The sequence below is a fragment of the Nocardia barduliensis genome, assembly GCF_013315795.1.
GTDB lineage: Bacteria > Actinomycetota > Actinomycetes > Mycobacteriales > Mycobacteriaceae > Nocardia > Nocardia barduliensis.
On sequence record NZ_JABLTE010000044.1, the window covers coordinates 24,901 to 43,225 of the forward strand.

The 18,325-nt window shown below is 68.1% G+C and carries 19 protein-coding genes; 11 read left to right on the top strand and 8 right to left on the bottom strand.

Annotated features, from left to right (window positions below):
* Positions 1-20 precede the first annotated feature (20 nt).
* The 3 genes from HOV91_RS20070 to HOV91_RS20080 are packed head-to-tail and all read left to right on the top strand — an operon-like array spanning position 21 to position 2,580.
* Positions 21-662: a TetR/AcrR family transcriptional regulator gene (locus HOV91_RS20070; protein WP_174186936.1), complete on the top strand. Its 642-nt coding sequence runs from the start codon at positions 21-23 to the stop codon at positions 660-662.
* Positions 659-2,044, top strand: coding sequence for a flavin monoamine oxidase family protein (locus HOV91_RS20075; RefSeq protein WP_174186937.1), 1,386 nt, complete (start codon positions 659-661; stop codon positions 2,042-2,044). Before HOV91_RS20070 ends, HOV91_RS20075 begins: the two co-directional genes overlap by 4 nt.
* Positions 2,041-2,580, top strand: a complete 540-nt coding sequence (locus HOV91_RS20080; protein ID WP_217440815.1) for an SRPBCC family protein — start codon at positions 2,041-2,043, stop codon at positions 2,578-2,580. The genes HOV91_RS20075 and HOV91_RS20080 overlap by 4 nt, the downstream gene beginning before the upstream one ends.
* A 72-nt stretch (positions 2,581-2,652) precedes the next feature.
* Here HOV91_RS20080 and HOV91_RS20085 read toward each other — a convergent pair whose 3' ends face one another.
* Genes HOV91_RS20085 through HOV91_RS20095 form a run of 3 tightly spaced genes read right to left on the bottom strand, consistent with a single transcriptional unit; the run spans position 2,653 to position 6,997 of the window.
* Positions 2,653-4,050 carry a GH1 family beta-glucosidase gene (locus HOV91_RS20085; protein ID WP_174186938.1) on the bottom strand — a complete coding sequence of 466 codons (1,398 nt, stop codon included), beginning with the start codon at positions 4,048-4,050 and terminating at the stop codon, positions 2,653-2,655.
* A 41-nt stretch (positions 4,051-4,091) separates the two neighbouring features.
* Positions 4,092-5,330 carry an MFS transporter gene (locus tag HOV91_RS20090; protein WP_174186939.1) on the bottom strand — a complete coding sequence of 413 codons (1,239 nt, stop codon included), beginning with the start codon at positions 5,328-5,330 and terminating at the stop codon, positions 4,092-4,094.
* On the bottom strand, positions 5,327-6,997 hold the full coding sequence (locus tag HOV91_RS20095) for an amidohydrolase family protein (protein ID WP_246350452.1): 1,671 nt from the start codon (positions 6,995-6,997) through the stop codon (positions 5,327-5,329). The genes HOV91_RS20090 and HOV91_RS20095 overlap by 4 nt, the downstream gene beginning before the upstream one ends.
* A 631-nt stretch (positions 6,998-7,628) precedes the next feature.
* Between HOV91_RS20095 and HOV91_RS20100 the strand changes: the two genes are divergently transcribed.
* The 4 genes from HOV91_RS20100 to HOV91_RS20115 all read left to right on the top strand — a co-directional run bounded on the left by HOV91_RS20100 (position 7,629) and on the right by HOV91_RS20115 (position 11,480).
* A complete protein-coding gene (locus HOV91_RS20100; RefSeq protein WP_174186940.1) occupies positions 7,629-8,279 on the top strand; it encodes a DUF8020 domain-containing protein in 651 nt (216 codons plus the stop codon).
* A gap of 13 nt (positions 8,280-8,292) precedes the next feature.
* Positions 8,293-9,024, top strand: coding sequence for a DUF8020 domain-containing protein (locus tag HOV91_RS20105; protein ID WP_174186941.1), 732 nt, complete (start codon positions 8,293-8,295; stop codon positions 9,022-9,024).
* Positions 9,025-9,089: 65 nt separating this feature from the next.
* On the top strand, positions 9,090-9,692 hold the full coding sequence (locus HOV91_RS20110) for a TetR family transcriptional regulator (protein WP_174186942.1): 603 nt from the start codon (positions 9,090-9,092) through the stop codon (positions 9,690-9,692).
* A gap of 735 nt (positions 9,693-10,427) precedes the next feature.
* Complete coding sequence (locus HOV91_RS20115) at positions 10,428-11,480, top strand: AraC family transcriptional regulator (RefSeq protein ID WP_174186943.1); 1,053 nt, start codon at positions 10,428-10,430, stop codon at positions 11,478-11,480.
* Between the two features lie 51 nt (positions 11,481-11,531).
* On the opposite strand, the gene HOV91_RS20120 is transcribed toward HOV91_RS20115, so the two are convergent.
* Entirely contained in the window at positions 11,532-12,134 is a 603-nt protein-coding gene (locus HOV91_RS20120) for a DUF8020 domain-containing protein (RefSeq protein ID WP_174186944.1), read from the bottom strand.
* A 347-nt stretch (positions 12,135-12,481) separates the two neighbouring features.
* The gene (locus HOV91_RS20125) at positions 12,482-13,048 is read right to left on the bottom strand and encodes a 3,4-dihydroxy-2-butanone-4-phosphate synthase (RefSeq protein ID WP_174186945.1); all 567 of its coding nucleotides are present in this window, start codon (positions 13,046-13,048) and stop codon (positions 12,482-12,484) included.
* A 634-nt stretch (positions 13,049-13,682) separates the two neighbouring features.
* On the opposite strand from HOV91_RS20125, the gene HOV91_RS20130 reads away from it, so the two are divergent.
* Genes HOV91_RS20130 through HOV91_RS20145 form a run of 4 tightly spaced genes read left to right on the top strand, consistent with a single transcriptional unit; the run spans position 13,683 to position 16,082 of the window.
* Positions 13,683-14,426, top strand: a complete 744-nt coding sequence (locus tag HOV91_RS20130) for a hypothetical protein (protein WP_174186946.1) — start codon at positions 13,683-13,685, stop codon at positions 14,424-14,426.
* Positions 14,423-15,184: a hypothetical protein gene (locus HOV91_RS20135; RefSeq protein WP_174186947.1), complete on the top strand. Its 762-nt coding sequence runs from the start codon at positions 14,423-14,425 to the stop codon at positions 15,182-15,184. The genes HOV91_RS20130 and HOV91_RS20135 overlap by 4 nt, the downstream gene beginning before the upstream one ends.
* Positions 15,181-15,768 carry a cytochrome c oxidase subunit 3 gene (locus HOV91_RS20140; protein WP_174186948.1) on the top strand — a complete coding sequence of 196 codons (588 nt, stop codon included), beginning with the start codon at positions 15,181-15,183 and terminating at the stop codon, positions 15,766-15,768. The genes HOV91_RS20135 and HOV91_RS20140 overlap by 4 nt, the downstream gene beginning before the upstream one ends.
* Positions 15,769-15,779: 11 nt before the next feature.
* Positions 15,780-16,082: a cytochrome C oxidase subunit IV family protein gene (locus HOV91_RS20145; RefSeq protein WP_174186949.1), complete on the top strand. Its 303-nt coding sequence runs from the start codon at positions 15,780-15,782 to the stop codon at positions 16,080-16,082.
* 78 nt (positions 16,083-16,160) lie between these two features.
* On the opposite strand, the gene HOV91_RS20150 is transcribed toward HOV91_RS20145, so the two are convergent.
* The 3 genes from HOV91_RS20150 to HOV91_RS20160 all read right to left on the bottom strand — a co-directional run bounded on the left by HOV91_RS20150 (position 16,161) and on the right by HOV91_RS20160 (position 18,319).
* Positions 16,161-16,604, bottom strand: a complete 444-nt coding sequence (locus HOV91_RS20150; RefSeq protein ID WP_174186951.1) for a hypothetical protein — start codon at positions 16,602-16,604, stop codon at positions 16,161-16,163.
* 37 nt (positions 16,605-16,641) lie between these two features.
* Positions 16,642-17,367, bottom strand: coding sequence for a hypothetical protein (locus tag HOV91_RS20155; RefSeq protein WP_246350454.1), 726 nt, complete (start codon positions 17,365-17,367; stop codon positions 16,642-16,644).
* Between the two features lie 145 nt (positions 17,368-17,512).
* Entirely contained in the window at positions 17,513-18,319 is an 807-nt protein-coding gene (locus HOV91_RS20160) for a CbbQ/NirQ/NorQ/GpvN family protein (RefSeq protein ID WP_174186952.1), read from the bottom strand.
* Positions 18,320-18,325: the final 6 nt, after the last annotated feature.

An 18,325-nucleotide genomic window follows, 5' to 3' on the forward strand; every position in this document is an offset into this window, starting at 1 on the left:
CATCAGGGAGACGGGTGGAGATGGACGGGCAGCTCGTGATCGCTTCGGCGGCACTGCGCCGGGTGCCTCAGCAGGCGCGCAGCAGGGAGAGACTGGAGCACGTACTACGGGTGGCCGACCGGCTCATGGCCGAGTCCGGCCCCGAGGCGCTGACCACCTCACGGGTTGCCGCGGCCGCGGGCATCTCGGTCGGGTCGCTCTACCAGTACCTGCCCGATCGCGAAGCCATCATCGAAGCGCTCGCGGAGTCGTACCTGCGACGGCTCGAGGACGCGATGAGCGAGTTGGCCGAGCGCGCTCGTGCACGACGCTGGCCGGACCCGATCGCGGAACTGGTGGACGTGTTCGCGGAGCTGTATCGGTCCGCACCCGGATTCCGCGCACTGTGGTTCAGCAGGCACCTCACCGACGCGACTCGCGCCGCCGACCGCGAGCACAAGAAGCGGATGGCCGCCACCCTCGCGGATGTCCTACTGGCCCAACGGGTCCTGCCGGACAGTGACCGGCTCGGCAGTGTCTGCTACGCGGGCCATGTCATCGCCGACGCGGCCCTGCAGGAGGCGTTCCGGCTCGATCCCGACGGTGACCCGGACCTGTTGCGGGAGACCAAAACCGCCCTGCGCGGATACGTAGCCGCCTACACCAGGGAGGTTGCTTCGTGAACGCGTGCGACGTCGTGGTGGTCGGAGCCGGGTTGGCGGGGCTGGTCGCTGCCAGACGGCTGCGAAGCGCCGGCCTGGACGTCGTCGTCGTGGAAGCCCGTGACCGGGTGGGCGGGCGGACGTTCGATCACGACCTCGGTGACGGCCAGGTCGTGGAGGTCGGCGGCCAGTTCATCGGCCCGACCCAGGACCGGTTGCTCCGGCTGGCCGGCGAACTCGGTGTCGAGACCTTCCGGGCCAACACCGCTGGTGCGAGCGTCTATGTCAAGAACGGGCGCGGCACGCGCTATACCGGCGATATCCCACCCGATCTGCTCGCTCTGCCCGATCTCGGCGTGGCGATGCACCGCATCGACCGGATGGCGGGGCGGATCCCGGTGGTCGCGCCGTGGACCGCGCGCGACGCGTCGCGGCTGGACGGGATGACCTTCGAGAGCTGGCTGCGGCGAACGACGCTGGGCCGGGGCGCCCTCGACCTTGTCAACGCGTTCCTCGGCTCCGCGTTCGGTGGTTCCGCCCGTGACGCGTCGCTGTTGTTCGGTCTCTGGTACATCGCGACGTTCGGCAACGAGACCCATCCGGGCACGCTGGCGCGCGGCATCGGCGTGGCGGGCGGAGCCCAGGAATCGCGATTCGTCGGCGGCGCGCAAGAGCTGTCGCGACGGCTGGCGGCCGATCTGAGAGAACGAGTCGTGCTGTCGGCGCCGGTGACCGCGATCGAACAGGATCCGCGACGAGCGAGGGTCAGTGCTGGTGCGCGCACCTGGACTGCCGAGGCCGTGATCGTGGCGATCCCACCGGTGCTGGCCGGGCGGCTGCGCTGGGATCCGGTGCTACCGGCCCAGCAGCAGGCACTGTTGCAGCGGCTGCCCTTCGGCACCCTGATGAAATGCGAGGCGATCTATCCCGAGCCGTTCTGGCGCGAGGCCGGACTCAACGGCAGTGCAGTCTTCCGCGACGGCGCACCCATCTGCTCGATGTTCGACAACACTCCGCCCTCCGGCGCGCCGGGCATCCTGATGGGGTTCCTAGGCGGACAGGCATGGCGGACCTGGTCGCCACGTAGTGGCCGGGAACGCCGCGGTGCGGTGCTGCGTTCTTTCGCCGCCGCAGTCGGGCCGGAGGCGCTGCGCCCGTCGTCCTATTTCGAGCAGGATTGGACGCGCGAGCCGTGGACGCTGGGCGGGCCCACCGCTGTCGCCGGCCCCGGCGTGCTCACCGAGTACGGCCCCTGGCTGGGGCGGCGCTTCGATCGTGTGCACTGGGCGGGTGCCGAACTGTCGCCGTACTGGAACGGATTCATGGAGGGCGCGGTTCGTTCCGGTGAGCAGGCGGCCTGTGCAGTCCTCGCCGATGCACCGCAGATGGTTCCACAACGATGAGTTCACTACCGCTCGAACGAATTCGGGCGAGCGTCGAGAAAGGGAACGCGAACATGGTCACCGTGGAGGAGAAGGCCGTCATCCCCGCGAGCGTCGAGCGAGTGTGGGAGGTGGTGTCCGCGACGGACCGCTACGGCGAATGGGTCGCCACCGTCCTTTCGGTCACCGATCACCACGGAACAGCACAGCTGGGCAAGACCTATGCCGAACGCAACACCACGATCGGGCCGCTCACGACCCGTTCGCAGTGGACCGTCCGGGAAATCGAGCCGCTGCGGCGCCGGGTGGATCACGGAACCGGCTTCGAACCCATGCGAGATCTCACCAATATCTTCGAGTTCCGGCCCTTGACCTTCGAGGACGGCACTGCCGGCACCGAGATGACCTATCGGGTGACCTACCGTCCCGGACTCGGCGTGATCGGTCGCTTGATCGATCGCGTGCAGAAGCCGGGGATGCGTGCGGGAATGCGCCGATCCATGCAGAACCTCTCCGATCTGCTCGTTTCCGAAACCGAACCCTCCGGCAGAGGCTGACCTGGGCGGCGGACCGGTACGGACGCCGAACGCCCGCCGAGCGGGTGGTGCGCCGTCCGTACCGTCGTACCGTCAGGACCGCTGCCGGTGCGCGCGCACGATGTCGCGGTACCAGTACCAGGAGTCTTTTCTGGTGCGTGCCAAAGTTTTCCAGTCGACGTGGATCAGGCCGAAGCGTTCCTGGTAGCCGGCGGCCCATTCGAAGTTGTCGAGAGCGGACCATACGTAGAAGCCGCGCACATCGACGCCGTCGGCGACGGCCGCGGCCACCGCGCGCAGGTGGGCGTCGAGGAACTCGATGCGCCGGGTGTCGGGGACGCGCCCGTCGGGGCCGGGCTCGTCGTGGAACGAGGCGCCGGTCTCGGTGATGACGATCGGCGGCAGGCCGGGGTATCGGGCGCGCATTTCGGCGAGGATGTCGGTGAGGCCGGAGGGGACGATGGCCCAGCCGAAGTCGGTGCGGTCGACATCGGGGATGGCGACCGGGGAGAAGGGCATGCCGGCGGGGACGTCGACCTCGAGGACGCCGCGGTAGTCTTTGCCGGGGCGGGGTGCTTCGATACTGACGGGCTCGTAGTAGTTGACCCCGTAGAAGTCGAGCGGTTCGGAGATGACGGCGAGGTCGGCGGCCAAGGCATCGTCGTCGAGGCCGGTGGTCGCGGCGATCAGCGCGGTGACCTCGTCGGTGGGGTAACGGCCGAGCAGGATGGGGTCGGCGAAGGTCCAGTGGGTGAGGGTGGCGAAGGTGTCGGCGGCCTCGACATCCTCGGGCGCCTCGGAGGCGGGTCGCACCGGGTAGTGCTGGCCGACCACGCCGACGCGGGCGAGGCCGTGCGCGCGGATCGCCCGGACGGCCAGCCCATGGGCGAGCAGTTGGTTGTGTGCGGCGGGAAAAGCTTCGAGGCCGAGCCCGAGGGCGGGGGCGTGATCGGTGAGGACGTGTCCGTAGAGGGTGTGCACGTTCATCTCGTTGAGGGTCAGCCAGTCGGTGACTCGATCGCCGAGGCGCCGCACCACGATGTCGGTGTAGTCGGCGAAGGCCTCGGCCGTTCCCCGTCGCAGCCAGCCGCCCGCCTCTTGCAGCGGCTGCGGAAGGTCCCAGTGATAGAGGGTGGGCACCGGGCGGATGCCGGCTTCCAGCAGTGCGTCGACGAGGCGTTCGTAGAAGTCGAGTCCGGGATGGTTGATCGCGCCGCGCCCGTCGGGGACGACGCGCGGCCACGCGATGGAGAAGCGGTAGTCGTGGATTCCGGCGTCGCGCAGGTGCTCGATGTCCTCGCGATAACGGTGGTAGTGGTCGGTGGCCACCGCGGGGGTGTCGCCGTGACGGATGGTGCCGGGCCGGGCGGCGAAGGTGTCCCAGATGCTGACACCGCGCCCGTCCTCGGCGACGGCGCCCTCGATCTGCGCTGCTGCGGTGGCCATCCCGAAGCGGAAGTCGAAGGGGAACTGCGGCGGTGACGATGGCATGGATGTCCTCGGGGTCGAGAGTCGAAGTGGGAGCGGTTGACTCAGTAGCGGTCGGGCAGGCGGGCGACGCAAAGCACGGCCGCGGCGGCCGTGAGCGCTGCCAGCCCATACAGGCCGGAGTAGCCGAGCGGTCCTGCCACCAGCGCGGCGGCCACCAGCGGGGCGGCGACCTGGGGAAGTACGGCCGCGATATTGGCGATGCCGAGCATGGTGGCGTGCGTTGTCGGGTCGGTGAGGGTGGCGGTGACCAGCGCCATGTCCACGGCGAGATAGAGCCCCCAGCCGCAGCCGAGCGCCGACGCCGCGCCGATCACCACCGGATAGGGCGGCAGGGCGGCGAGGGTGACGGTTCCGGCGACGGTCGCGACCGCCGCGGCGACCGCGAACGCACGGCGCCTGCGCAGCCGGTCGGACAGTCCGCCCGCCACGCCCGCCGTGGCCGCCGCGATGAGGACCACGAGCACAGTGACGAGCAGCACGGCCGTCTCGGTATCCTCCACACCGACGGCATCGTCGAGATAGAAGTACAGATACAGCAGGACCAGCGCGTTGCCGAAGTTCATCAGGAACCGCATACCCCAGGCCCATGCGAACAACGGGGGCAATCCGCCGCGCAGCCGGCGTGCCGCGACCCGTGGCGGTAGCGCGGTGCCGAAATCTCCGGACTGCCGCCCTTGCGCGAGCAGCCAGCCCGCGCCCAGCGCGGGGACCGCGATCGCGAGGGCGACGTATCCTGCGCCGCTCGAATCCGAGGCGACGGCGAGGGCTGTGCCGGTGACCACTCCGAGGGTCTGCGCGATCCCGAACAGAGCGCCGACGAGACCACGTTGCGACGGCGGTACCCGATCGGCGATGAGCGCGGCATAGGCGGCGGCCGGACCGTTCAGGCCCAGCTGCGCACACGCCCATCCGGTGACCATCCAGCCCACCGACGGTGCGGTGGCGAGGATCAGCAGACCGAGGACTCCGATCGCGGTGCCCGCGAGGATGACGGGTACGCGGGGACCACGGGACGAGCGGAGCCGGTCCGACAGCACCCCCCACAGCGGGTTGGCGATCAGTGACACCAGGGCGCCGGTGCCCGACACCAGCGCCAGCGCCGCCTCCTTGCTGCCCGCTCCGGCCGCTTCGAATGCCTCGGCCTGGGCGGGCAGCAGGATCTGCAGCGGGCCGAACCAGCCCGCCGCCACCCCGGTCATGGCGAGGACGAAGGTGATCAGCCATCCGGCGCCGACGGGTGGGACGGGTGTGGTGCGTGCCCGCGCGGTACCGCTGGTCATCGGCGCGCGGATTCCCACATGGCGACGAAGGCCTCGGCGCCGTTCATCAGCTCGCGGGCGAGTTCGTCGCCGTCGTCGCCTGCCGTCCGGATGACATCGGCGTACCAGTCGGCATAGAGCCCGTACTGGGCGACACCGTCGACATTGAGGTCGTAGACGCGATCACCGACGCGCTGACGGTCGAACTCGACCCCATTGGGCGCGCGGAATGGGTAGCTGAGCGGTCGCTGCGCAGCGTCGAGCCGCGGGGCCGCCAGAGCCGCGAGTCCGTTGACGTCGGACCCGTAGCCGTAGCCGGTCACCCGATCGCCGTGCGGCCCCGAGGTGTTGGCGCGCCATTCCGACAGGAAGTCCGGCTCGCCGTCCCCGGCGTCGGCGGCGGCGTAGGCGTAACTCGCGACGAATCCACCGAGTGCGAGCACCCGGTCGACCATTTCCCGGTCCGCCCAGGTGTGCGCCGAGATGATGCCCGGATATCCGGCCGCTTCGGCGATCTCGAGGGTGTCGCGCGCGGCGCGCACACTCATGTGATCGATATTGATCACCATGCCGCGCGCGATCATGCCGTGCACGAGATGACGGCCGAGTGCGGTGAGACCGCGGATGTTGCACACCGGCCCGCTCGGATAGACGGGCACCGCGGTACCCGACGGCAGTCCGGTGGCACCGCCCGCGAGCAGAGTGCTCAGGGCCGAGTCGGCGAACAGTTGCTCGTGATCGGCGGCGCCGGTGCAGGATTCGGCCTGCCACCAGTGCCCAGTCGTGAGCAGGTTGCCGACATTGATGGCGGCGCCGGCGAGACCGGGATCGAAACGGGTGCCGCCGAAGGCATTGTCGAACTTGTGGATCGGGAACAGATTGCTCACCCCGAGAGCCTGCATCTCGTCGAGCCCCCGGTCGATGTCGGCGACGGTGCACTGCGCGACATCGCGTATTTCGCGGCAGCCGAACAATTCGGAGTTCTCGACCCCGATGATCACCGCCAGTTTCCCCTGCGCGGCGATCGATCTGACCTGCTCGGGTGTGGTGGCGATACGGAACCAGCCCCGGCCGGGGCCGCCATGGGCCGCGTCGACGTGATCCTGCATGGCGCGCAGATAGTTCGCCTGGATGTGAATCTCTTCCATCTCGTCACAGGCGTGGTGGCGCGGCTGCGGAGACAACTCGCAGATCACCCGGTTCGCGACCAGCAGGGTGTTGACCACGCGCAAACCGGCCCGCCAGGCCCGCTCGATGCCATCGATCTGAGCCTGTTCGTGCAGCACCGTGTCGTGCCGGGGCCAGGACTCGAAGCCGGGCCAGCCCCCGCCCCCGTCGGGCACCGGCGCACCACCGCCGATCACGGCCTCGAGCAGCGAACCCGGTTGTGTCCCCGCCTGCTCCGGGCACGGCGCGAGGGCCGTCGCGGTACCACCCTCGGCGAAGGGGCGCCCGCACCGCAGCGCGCCGCCGAACGCTTCGGCAGCGGTGAGGTGGGCATGCGCGTCGATCATGCCCACCAGCTTCCCGGCGACGCCGACACCGGGAAGCTCCGACCGGTCGGCGAGTTGCCGGGCCGCGTCGGTGGTGGCCGGTTCCCGCTCGCCGGTCGGCGGCAGCTCGATCGCGTCGGAACAGATCGCGATGATGATGGCAAAGACCAAAGTGGACCCGATCGGGCCGCGCATGTTTCTGAGGGCACCTCTGCGATGATCGCGTACGACATATCGGAGAAATGCTCGACTACGTTCGTGCACTGTTATCCGGAAGTTTCTGTTTCGGGTAACGAAGCATTGATCGCGAAAGCGATCAGAGCTCGTCGGGCGGGGGCGGGTATACGAGGAGAAGGGGCACCGCAAGATAGCGGCGATGCCTCTGGTTTCCGTGCCCGGGGTGCCGCGCCTGTCCGTCATCACCGCGCGGCAGTCTCGGCTCGGGGCGAATCTGCTGCGCTCCGTGGCGTTCACCGATCGGTTGGTCACGATGTTGCACGTCGTCTGCGGCTCCTCGGTGGGCTTCGGCGGGTCATGTGGTCACTTGTCCAGTTGGGGCGAGACATTACCGCGCGATTTTCCATATTGGGTTACGAAAAGATAAATTCAGGACGGATCGTCATGCTGTGGTCGTGCGCCCTCCCTCGCTCCACGACGGGTCGCAAGTCCCGTACAGATGCGCTTCTTGACATTCCTGCAAGCTGACCTACCGTTTAGTCGGTAAGCCTTCTGTGCGAGTCTTCGCCCGACGAAGCTCGCTAACCCGAGGACTCCTTCGATGACAATCAGAAAGATCGCCTGCGCGAGTGCGCTCCTAGCAGGTGCAATGGCTTTCCCTCAGACTTCCGCCCACGCCTCGCCCGAGATCCGGTCGCCCAGTGTCGAGTTCCGCGCTGCCCTGGTCGACGATGCCGTGGTCGCCACCGTCGCCGACGGGCACTTCGCGCTCGACACGGCGACCACCACACTGCTGCTGCGCGACCACGCGGGGCAGATCCTCGACCGCCTGCCGTTGTCGGCGCGGGTCGACGGTATGCCCGTAGGGCTCGCCTACCAGATCTCCGACGACGGTCACACGGTGCGCCTGCGACCCGATCTCTCCGGCGTCGACCGCGCCGCGGTGCGTCCGGTGGCGTCTCCGTTGGAAAACCAGCTGGCGATGAACGACCTGATCAATGCCGTGAGCGTCTCGACGTCGGTCGGTACCCTGATCGGCACCGCTATCGGGGCCGCCGTCGGTATCGGGATCGGGGTGGCGGTCGCAGGCACCACCTGCGCGGCCATCTCGGTGGCGTGCGTGGTCGCCGTGCTGCCGGTGTTGAGTATCGGTGCCGCCGCGGGCGGCGTGATCGGGATGATCGCGGTGGCCGGTCCCTCGGTCGCGGTCGCGCTCTACGACTACGTCACGACCCTCAACGGCGCGCCCGGCACCAGCAGGTACGCACCGGATCTGCCCCGCCCCGCGACGCAGCGATGAGCGGAGCGCGGTGATGAGAGTGATTCGAGGTGGCCTCGGGGCGGCGGCCGTCGCGGCGGCCGTGCTGGCGACGATCTCCACGCCGGCGCACGCGACACCCGACGCCGCCGTGCGTTACGGCGTCGAGATCGTCGACGGCGCGGTAGTTCTGTCGCTGCGCGCGGGCAGTGTCGCGCCCTCGGCGGGCGGCCACGGTGTCGATGTCTTCGACAGCGCGGGCGTGCGACTCGAGACGCTGCCGACCGCCTACACACGTGACGGCGTGTGGTATCCGGTCGCGGCGCGGGTCGGCGACGACGGGCGCAGCCTGACCCTGAGGCCGGTCGAGACCGATCCTCGGCCGGTGGCCGGCGCCTTGGAGAATCAGCTGGCACTCGGCGACTTCGCCACCGCCATGTCGGTCGGGCCGACGGTCGGCCTGATCGCCGGGACCGTCCTCGGCGCCGTCATCGGCGCGGCGGTCGGAGCGGGCACCTGCCTGGTGGTCGGACCGGGCTGTGTGGCCACGCTGCCCGCCGCCATCGGCGCTTTCGCCGGCGCCGGCGGTGTGGTCGGCGGTGTGGTCGGCGGTACGGCCGGTCTGCTCGCCGGTGGATGGAAGTATCTGACCACCCTGCAAGCGGCACCCGGTACCAGCCCGTATGCCAACAGTGACGGCCTCCAGGACCCGAACGGTGCAGGCGTACCCAACTCCCCGCTGCGGTTGCCCGGTTTGCCCGCGCTGCCGCCCACCGGGTCGGGATAGATCGCGCACCCGACCGCTGATCCGGCCGATTTTGTACAGTGGCGACGGATCGAAGGAGATTCGGGATGGCACGTACAGCGGTCGCGACGCACGCGGGACGAACGGCCCGCGAGCGCATCCTCAACAGCGCGCTCGCGGTGTTCGCCGAGCGCGGCTACGCCGGATCGTCGCTGCACACCATCGCCAAGCGGGCCGGGTTGTCCCGGCCCGGACTGCTGCATCACTTTCCGGACAAGATGTCGTTGCTGCTGGCTGTGCTCGAGCAACATGACGAGTCCACCGACACCTTCGTCGACGACCTCACCGTCCCTGAACTGCTCGCGCGGGTCGTCGCGACGACCGAGCGCAATCTCGCATCGCGCGAGGTGATCCGGCTGGCACATGTGTGCGCACTGGCCACCGGCGAAGGTGCCGAAGTGGTGGCGCGGTGGTCGCGCCGACGCATGGCACAGATGCGCGCCGAGTATGTCGCGCTCGGACTCCGAGCCAGGGAGCGCGGCGAGATCTCCGCGGATGTGGACATCGACACGATTGTCGCCCTGATCATCGCGGCCTTCATCGGCCTGGAACACCAGTGGCTGCTCGACGAGAGTTTCGACATGGTGTCGGCGATGCGCGCGTTCACGGCCATGGTGTCCGCCGATCTCGGCATCGCGTCGCCGAGCTGACGAGGGCCTCGGCCTGGCGCGCCGCCGGGTCGAGCTGGACGGTCAGGAGGCTCAGCTCCTGATTCTGTATCGCGATCATGGCGCGGGCCGGGGCAGCTCGACCGGTCCTGTCGCGATCTGCTCGCAGGCGGCCTACGCCATGAGCGGTGCCCCGCGATGATGCCTGCGCTCGACGGCAGGAACTGACGCTCGGTTCGAATGCCGCGCGCCGAGTTCAGCGCGTCCGATCCGCGATCGGCAGTACGGTCCGGTGGCGATGAGCGGCCATGTCCTGGACGAAGGCGATCCCGGTGGCGAGGTAGATCGGGCGGACGCGCTGTCGGCGGGGACGATCAGGGGTGCGCGGCGGCGCCGAGGTCCATCAGCGGCACCGCAGAGTGCCGTTCAGCCGGAGGTCGCGGTAGTCGGATGGCCCGCCGGAAGCCCGTCGCGTCGATGTGATGTCGATCATGAGCTGGGGCCTGCGCGCGAACGGGCGTGGCCTCCGACCTCCTCCAACTGGTCGGTTGACCAGCTCGGATGCGAAGCGGTCCTGCCGAACCAGCGACACCGTCGCTGCGCAGGCGAAAGACACCATCCCCGCTACGCAGGCGATACGGCCGATCTGGACTATCGTCGCGGGTGGTCGAGCGATTCTCGGCGCACAGGGGCGTGCACATCCCGAGTTGGGTCGCTGCGGTCGAGTCGCCGTCCCCCGCCGCGTGCGCGGCGTTCACTCAGCATCGAGGTCACAGTATGCGGCACCTTTCCCGGCTCGGGTCCGTCGATGGATCGGTAGACGACGTCGTTCCCCCGATCATCCTGACCGGCGTAATCGACATCGGCCGACGCCACAACGTCGCGATCTCGCCGTGGTTCGACGGCGTCGGCATCGCCGCGACGGATCCGTCAGTTCTGGCTGCCGCGCGGATGTCGTTGCAGCAGAACGCGACTGTGCTCGCTCGCGCACTCGATGCCCTGCCGCAGGGACCACTGGGACTGCGCGTGGGAGGTCGCGATGTCCTGGTCTCCAACGGGATGCTGGGGGTGGCCCTGAGTGCCTGCGAGACCATCGCCGAAGCGTTGACCCTGTGTGCGGAAATCCATCGCGCCGGAGGATCGTTGGTCGATCTCGGATTCGAGATCGACGCCGACGAGGTCGCGATGACGGTGACGCCCCGGATTCCCGATCCGAGGCTGACCGTGTTCCTGATCGAGGAAGCACTGACCTCGACGGTCGTCTTCCTGCGAACGATGCTAGGCACCGACCTGAATCCGACCGCGATCGAATTGCCCTACGCCGTCCCCGCCCACGCACCTATGTACTACCGTGTCTTCCGTAGCGCGGTCACCTTCGAGGCCGACTCCGCCAGCATCTCCTACCCCGCCTCGATTCTCGAACGCGCTCTCCCGTTCGCCCACAGGCCCACCCGTGAGGCGGCCAGCGAGGCCTGCCGCCGGTTGCTGCGTGGCCCACACGAGCGTTCCGAAATCATCGCTGCGATCGAAGCGCTGCTCGACCGGTACGGCGTCCTGATGACTGCCGCCGACATCGCCCGCCATCTGCATGTCAGCGAGCGCACGCTTCGCCGTCGATTACACTCCGCCGGAGTCAGTTTCAGTGGCCTACGGGACAGTGCGCGCGAACGACGCGCCACTCTGCTGCTGCGGGAGTCCGGATCGACCATCGAGGCGATCGCGCGCGAAACAGGTTTCCGTTGCGGTCGCGACTTCCGCCGTGCCTACTACCGCTGGACCGGGAGTTCGCCCAGCGCGGTCCGCCGCGGTGGTGTCACCGAACCGACGTGAGGCGGCGGCGCAGCCCACCGCGCGAAGCCGCGCCGCCTGGTCGGGCGATACTTACGGCGCTGGTGCCAGAGCGCCGACGATCGCGCCGATGCCCGCACCGATGACGCCACCGATCGTCGCGCCGGTACCGGCGGCGGCGGCCCCCGCGGCGGCGCAGCCGGCGAGCGTGCCCGCCGCGCCCACCGCGCAGCCGACGATCAACCCGAGTACCCCGCCGATGGCCGAACCGATGGTCGATCCCATGGCGATGGCGGCGGGAACGGCCATCAGGCCGATCTCGTCGGCGGCGACGACCGGAGTGACGACCGGGGCCACCGGGACATCGGAAGGTGCGACCCGGGTGACCGGTGTCAGGCGCGCGGAGTGATCGTCGTAGTCCACCGCCAGTGCCACGACGGTGTCGTTGACCGGCAGGGCCAGCGGAACCTGGAGGACCAGGGCGCCGGCATCATCGACCAGCTCGAGCGCGTTGCCCGCCACTCGGAACCGACCGGAGTCGACCTCGGCCACGACCGACCTGCCCTCGTTGCGGACCGTCCATTCGATGTCGCGCTCGGCGGTATTCGCCGAGGCGGTACCGGACACCGCGGCGATCGCCGCGACCGCGGCGGTACCGACGACCAGGGACCGCTGGATACGACGCATGATGTGCATCTCGTGTTCTCCATCTACGTGACGACCCGATACGGGTTCGTCGAGGTGTGCGAACCATTCGGCTGCGCGGCCACCGCACCGTCACTGCGATGACGGCGGTCCGTCGGCCGAATTCACCGTAAGGAGCATGATCGTGAGGCAGCGACCTCCGCGCTCGCATCGGGCCGCTACGCCCCCATCATCTGTCCGCTACGCCCCCAGTGCTCTCCCCTCTCGGAGTACCGGTGCCTCCCCTCGACCGAGTCCCGAACCCAACCAGGCACCCGCAGAACGGGACTCGGCCAACATCCGCAACCGTGCGTGATGTTCGCGATCGGGCCAGCCGACCGGAGCCGACAAGGTGATGGTCAGGGGCTCGTCGAGGACACCGATGTCAGCCCGTGGCGGGTGGCGATCGACTCGGCGTCGGCGAGCTGGGTCGGATCGCCGATACCTTCGATGTCGGCGAACAGGGCACCGGAGTACTCGGGGCACGCCGCGTCGGTGAGCGCGAGGGCCGCCGCGGCGGCAGTGAGGCGGCCTCGGAAGGCGAAGGGATCGACCCGCACCGACACAAGGTGCCCGGGCCGCGTGAGGTCGTCCGCTGTCGAGTCGGGGTCGGCGAGAACCCGCGCGGTGCGTGCCCGGTCCGCACCCGAGATGCCGGTGGTGATACCCAGACAGGCGTCAACAGTCACGCATTGGCCGTAACCGGCAGCGTTGACGTCACGGACACTCGGCGTCGCTTCGGGCAGCAGCAGGCAGTCACAGGCGCGTTCGTGTAGGGCGACCTGCATGAAGCCGGTGCTGTAGCGGATGAGGAAGGCGCGTTGTTCGGTCGTGGCGGCGCCTGCGCATCCGACGAGCGCGAAGCGTGCGGGCAGGCTTCGCAATTCCGCCTGAGCTGCAGCTTTGTCCGCTCGAGCGGCGTTCATCGCCAAGACGAGCGTTGCAAACTGAGCCACTCTGCGCGTATCTCTCCAACCTCACCCAGGGATCAGTGTCGCCTGGCCGGGATCGGAGGCGAGCCGCATTCGGAACAACTGATCTCAGTCAGTCAAATGCTCGCGACGAAGCACCCCGAACGCAGGACCCCACCGCGACATCGGCAGACCGCAAACTCGGATTCGCGCCCGTGCCCCCTCTGCAGCTGAGCCGGACAGTTCCCTGCCTCAGCGGCAATCACGACGCGAAACCCGGTCCAGTTACTTTGGATAGACCTTCTCGCAGAACCGACGCCATCGCGCCCACCTGCGCGTCGCCGATGCCGATCCGTACGCTCCCTCGCCGATTCCGACAATCTCCCACAGGCATCGCGAGGGCGCGGCCGGATCACCACTGATTGACTGAAGTCAAAAAAGCTGCGATGCTCCGATCATGGATCTCGAGCGACCGCGGTCACCGCCTCCGCCCGCCCGATCCGGTGCCTCTGCCCATATTCGCCACCGATGACAATTCCTCCGGATTCCTGCAGGTGTTCACATCCGCCCGCGACTTCCTCGCGTCCTGGTCCGAGGCGGTCCCTCCGGCCCACGACGCTGCTCGCGTCTGCTCGAATGAAGGAAAGGTATGCAAGATCTCAGTCAGAAGGACGGCTCGGCCGTCGACTCGGAACTGAAGGCACAGTGGGCCATTCTGTGGTCCTCGTCCGTGGTCGCGCTGGTCCTGCTCGTACTGTTCGTGGCGTTTCCCGGGTTCTTCCCACCCATGTCGCCGAATCTGACGGCCGCCGAAGTCGCCGAGTTCTACCGCGAGAACACGCCGTTGATCCGGTTCGCGATGGTCGGGTTCAACCTGTGCGGGGTGCTGATCGTGCCGTTCTTCGTGCTGATCATGGGCAGGATGCTGCGGATGCAGGGGCAGAGCCGGATCTACGCCTTCTCCTATCTCACCTCGATCGTCGCGGGCGTCACGCTTTTCGCCCTGTCCAACGTCGTCTTCGGCGTGGCCGCGTTCCGCACCGACCGCGACGCCGCGCTGATCCAGGTGCTCAACGATCTGGCCTGGCTGCTGTTCATCGCTCCGATCGGCATGCTGGTCGCGCAGTTCGTCCTGTTGGCGATGGCCGTCTACGCCGACGATGGTGAAGTCCCGGTATTCCCGCGCTGGGTCGGCCATTTCAGCATCGCGACAGCCGTGGTGGTCGCGCCGTCGGCGGGGGCCGCGGTGTTCCGAGACGGTCCGCTGGCCTGGGACGGATTCGTCTCGTTCTGGTTGCGCAACATCGCCCTGGCGGTGTTCTTCGTGGTGATGTTCTTCCTGCTGCGGGCGGCGCTGCACCGCGAAGCCCGGCAGGAGGCCGTGTCCTCGTGAGCACCGCCACCGCCAGCGACGGTCCGGCTCCGCAGACGGGGCGGCCGAACAAGGATGTCTGGATCACCTACTGGCTGTTCGCCCTGTTCTACCTGGCGCTGTCGGTGGGCGTGGTGTTCTTCGGACGCGCCACCCCTCCGCCACGCCCGGATGCTACCGACGCGCAGGTCGCCGGATGGTTCGCTCAACATCACCTCGGCATCCAACTCGGATTCGCCGTGCTACTGGTCCTCGCCGGCGGCGCGGCGATCTCCAACGGCATCATCGGCTACTTCATGAAACGCATGTCCTCGGGTTCGCTGCTGGGCTACGCCTATATCGCGGCGATGGGCGTCGGCGCCATCCCGGGCTTCACCCTGCTGCTGATCTGCTGGCTGACCGCGACATTCCGGCCCGACCGCGACCCCGCGATCCTGCGTCTGCTCTACGACCTCGGCGCGCTGTCCTACAACGGCTCGCTGGGCTGCTTCACCGCCGCCTACTTCGTGCTCGCGGTCGCCATCCTCTACGACCGCAACCGCGTCTTCCCGAAGTGGTTCGCCTACATCTCGATCTGGCAGATCGTCACCGAGGTCCTGGCGACCCAGATGTGGAACTTCCACTCCGGCGCGTTCGCCTGGAACGGGGCGATCACCTTCTACGTCGCGGTCGTCGTCTTCGGCCTGTGGGTGGCCTGCCTGCTCCCGCTCATGCGCACAGCGGCCAAGGCCGAGGCAGCGCGGACTCCGCCGCTGTACTCGGCGGAGGCCGCGCGATGACCGTTTCCGACCGACCGGATTCCCTCGACCGGCCGACACCGCGACGACTGCCCGGCGACATCCACATGTGGGTGATGATCCTGGGCGACCTGTTCGTCTTCGGTTGCTACTTCGTCGTCTACATGATCTTCCGCGCCGTCTCCCCGCATGACTTCTCCGCATCGCAGCGCCATCTCCAGGTCGGCATCGGCGTCACCAACACCGTCATCCTGCTGACCAGTTCGATGTTCGTCGCGCTGGCCGTGATCGCCGTGCGCGAAACGGCGACGCGGCGGGCCGAACGACTCGTGCTCGCCGCGTGCGTCTGCGGGCTGATGTTCACGCTGATCAAGATCTACGAATGGCGCCACGGGATCAGCACCGGATTCACCCTCTCCGACGAATTCTTCAGCTTCTACTACGTCCTGACCGGCATCCACCTGGCCCACCTGCTGCTCGGAATGCTGATCCTGGGCATCGTGGTGCGCGAACTGCGCGTCACCCGGAAACCGCGCGTCGGTCTGGTGGAGCAGGGCGCGCTGTTCTGGCACATGATCGACCTGCTGTGGGTAGTCATCTTCGCGCTGCTCTACCTCATGAAATAGGACCTGACACGATGACCGATACGTCCACCGCTGCAACAGATCACCGTCACGACAAACGTCTGATCGTCTACGCGTGGCTCGGGCTGACCGCCGTCACGCTCCTCGCCTGGCTGCTCACCCCCGGCCACTCCGAGGTTTCCGTGCGACTCGACCGCGGGCTGGTCGCCGGAATCGTCGTGATCGGAGCCGTCAAGAGCCGGTTGATCATCCGCTACTTCATGGAAGTCCGCCACGCGCCGCGGTGGCTGCGGATCTCGACCGACGCCTGGACCGCGGCCTTATGGCTCAGCCTGTTCTGCCTCTACCTCTATTGAAGCCTCACCGTCAGCGGTGACGCCACGCGCCGACCGCGAGGCGACACCGCCGATGCCGATCCGCCTCGGCGCTCTTCCTCAGCGTGGCGGCGGTGCGTTCCCGGCGGCTTCCTGACGCGCGATGCGTTCTTCGTGGATGCGGACGAGTTCGCGGAAACCGATGCGGTCCCAGCCCGGCTTGGGTTGAACGCCCCATTCATCCCGGGCGGTGGTCTGGCCGGCGGCTTCAGGCGCTCCGCCGAAGGGCGGGCCGCTCAGTGGGTAGGGGTGTTCGCACTCGACGGTGTCGTCGGAGTAGCGGACCTTCATCAGTTCGCTGCATATCTCGGTGAACGACAGCGTCGGCCAGCCGTACCACAGCGCCAGGGCGGGCACGGTGAACGCGCCCTCGATGACCAGGGCGAACAGGCAGACGAAGATCGCGCGCCGCAGCCATCGGTGCATGCGTGCGTTCTCGGCGGTGGTGCCCGGCGGCAGCTCGGCGCTGTCCGACTTCGTCTGCGCGGGTGCGGGTTTCGTCATGGGTGGACCTCGGCGTTCTGGAAGGGCGTGTGGCGGGTCAGTCGGAGAAGATCTCGCGGTTGACCGTGTGCAGGTAGGGGATCGCGAGGAACGGGGTGATGTAGAAGATGTCGTAGAGCCACCAGCCGATCACCGGCAGCACGACGCCGTCGTAGCGGACGTCGGCGTACATGGTCATGTTGAACGTGTAGCCGACCCAGATCACCAGGCCGAACCAGCAGGTGACGATCATCCATTGGTGGCCCCAGCGCTTCATCTGGAGGAAGGCGATGGCCGCGGCGATGCGCATGGGGAACACGGTGAGCATGAGCGCGACCTCCCAGCTCTTCTCCCCGGGCGCGCCCGCGCCGCCGATCCACAGTTCGTTGTAGTGCCAGAAGTAGCCGGCGTCGAAGAAGTTGCCCCAGGCGGTGAGGATCACCCGGGCGATGAGGGTGTGGTTGGCGAGCAGGTCCAGGGCCCAGCCCAGACTGTTGAGGGCGGCGTCGAGGATGACCAGGTAGCCGATCAGGGTGACGATGATCGGCCGCACCGACAGACCGGCTTGCTGAGCTCTGCGTTGCAGCCACACCCCGCGCAGGAAGATGGGCAATCCGACGATGCCCAGGACCAGGGTTCCCATCAGCAGGGTGCCCGCGGTCAGCCACCGGTCCGCTTCGCGCTGTGCCTGCTTGCTGTCTTCGTGGTGGCGGTCGTAGCTGTCGCCCCGATCCAGCGGTGCGGTGTCGTTCGTGCGCGGCCGGGCGAAGGTGGGGATTTTCATCGCGACTCCTACCAGTCCCGGACCGAGTACATGTGCAATTGGATGAGGAACATCGCCAGCAGGAATCCGTAGGCGAAGACCTGGACGGCGATCAGCGCACGGCGGCGCCTGCGATCCTGTTCGTTCATGAGTCGGTGAACCCTCCTTATCGATCCCGCGCGGGTGTCGATCCCGTCGGGGACAACGTGGCGGCTGCGATCTCGCGCAATCCGTCGTCGATGGCGCCGTCGCTGCTCAACGGGGCCAATACGCAAACGTGGGCCGCCTCGATCTCGGGCACGCCCGCGGCGATGAGACGCCCCGCCGAGACCAGGACTCGCGTCGAGGGCGGGTCGAAATGGTGAACCTGCTCGGCTCGACGGATCAATGCCGCGCACGCGACCAGACGTTGCGCCACCGGGTACTCGATCCCGGCTTCGGTGCTCACCACTTGGGCCTCGCGGTCGGCGTCGAGGTAGTCGATCGCCAGGGTGGCGAATCGCTGCCGGAACGATGGCTTGAGGTCTTTGAGCGAGCTGCGGTAGGCGGGGTTGTAGGAGCAGACGAGCATGAAAGTATCGGGCGCGGCGATGGTTTCGTCGGCGCGGTCGAGGTAGAGGGTGCGGCGGTGGTCGGTGAGCGAGTGCAGGATCGCCAGCGAGTCGTGGCGCGCTTCCACCACTTCGTCGAGATAGCAGATCGCGCCGGTGCGCACCGCCCTGGTCAGGGGGCCGTCGTTCCAGATCACGTCACCGCCCGAGACCAGGAACCGGCCCACCAGATCCGAGCTGGTCAGGTCGTCGTGGCAGCTGATCGTGACGACGGGGCGACCGAGCAGCCGTCCCATGTGCTCCACCAGACGGGTCTTTCCGCACCCGGTGGGCCCGGTCAGCATGACCGGGACCTGTTGCTGGAACGCCCTTTCGAACACTGTGATGTCGTGGCCGGAGGCGACGTAGTAGTCGGTGCTCATCTCACA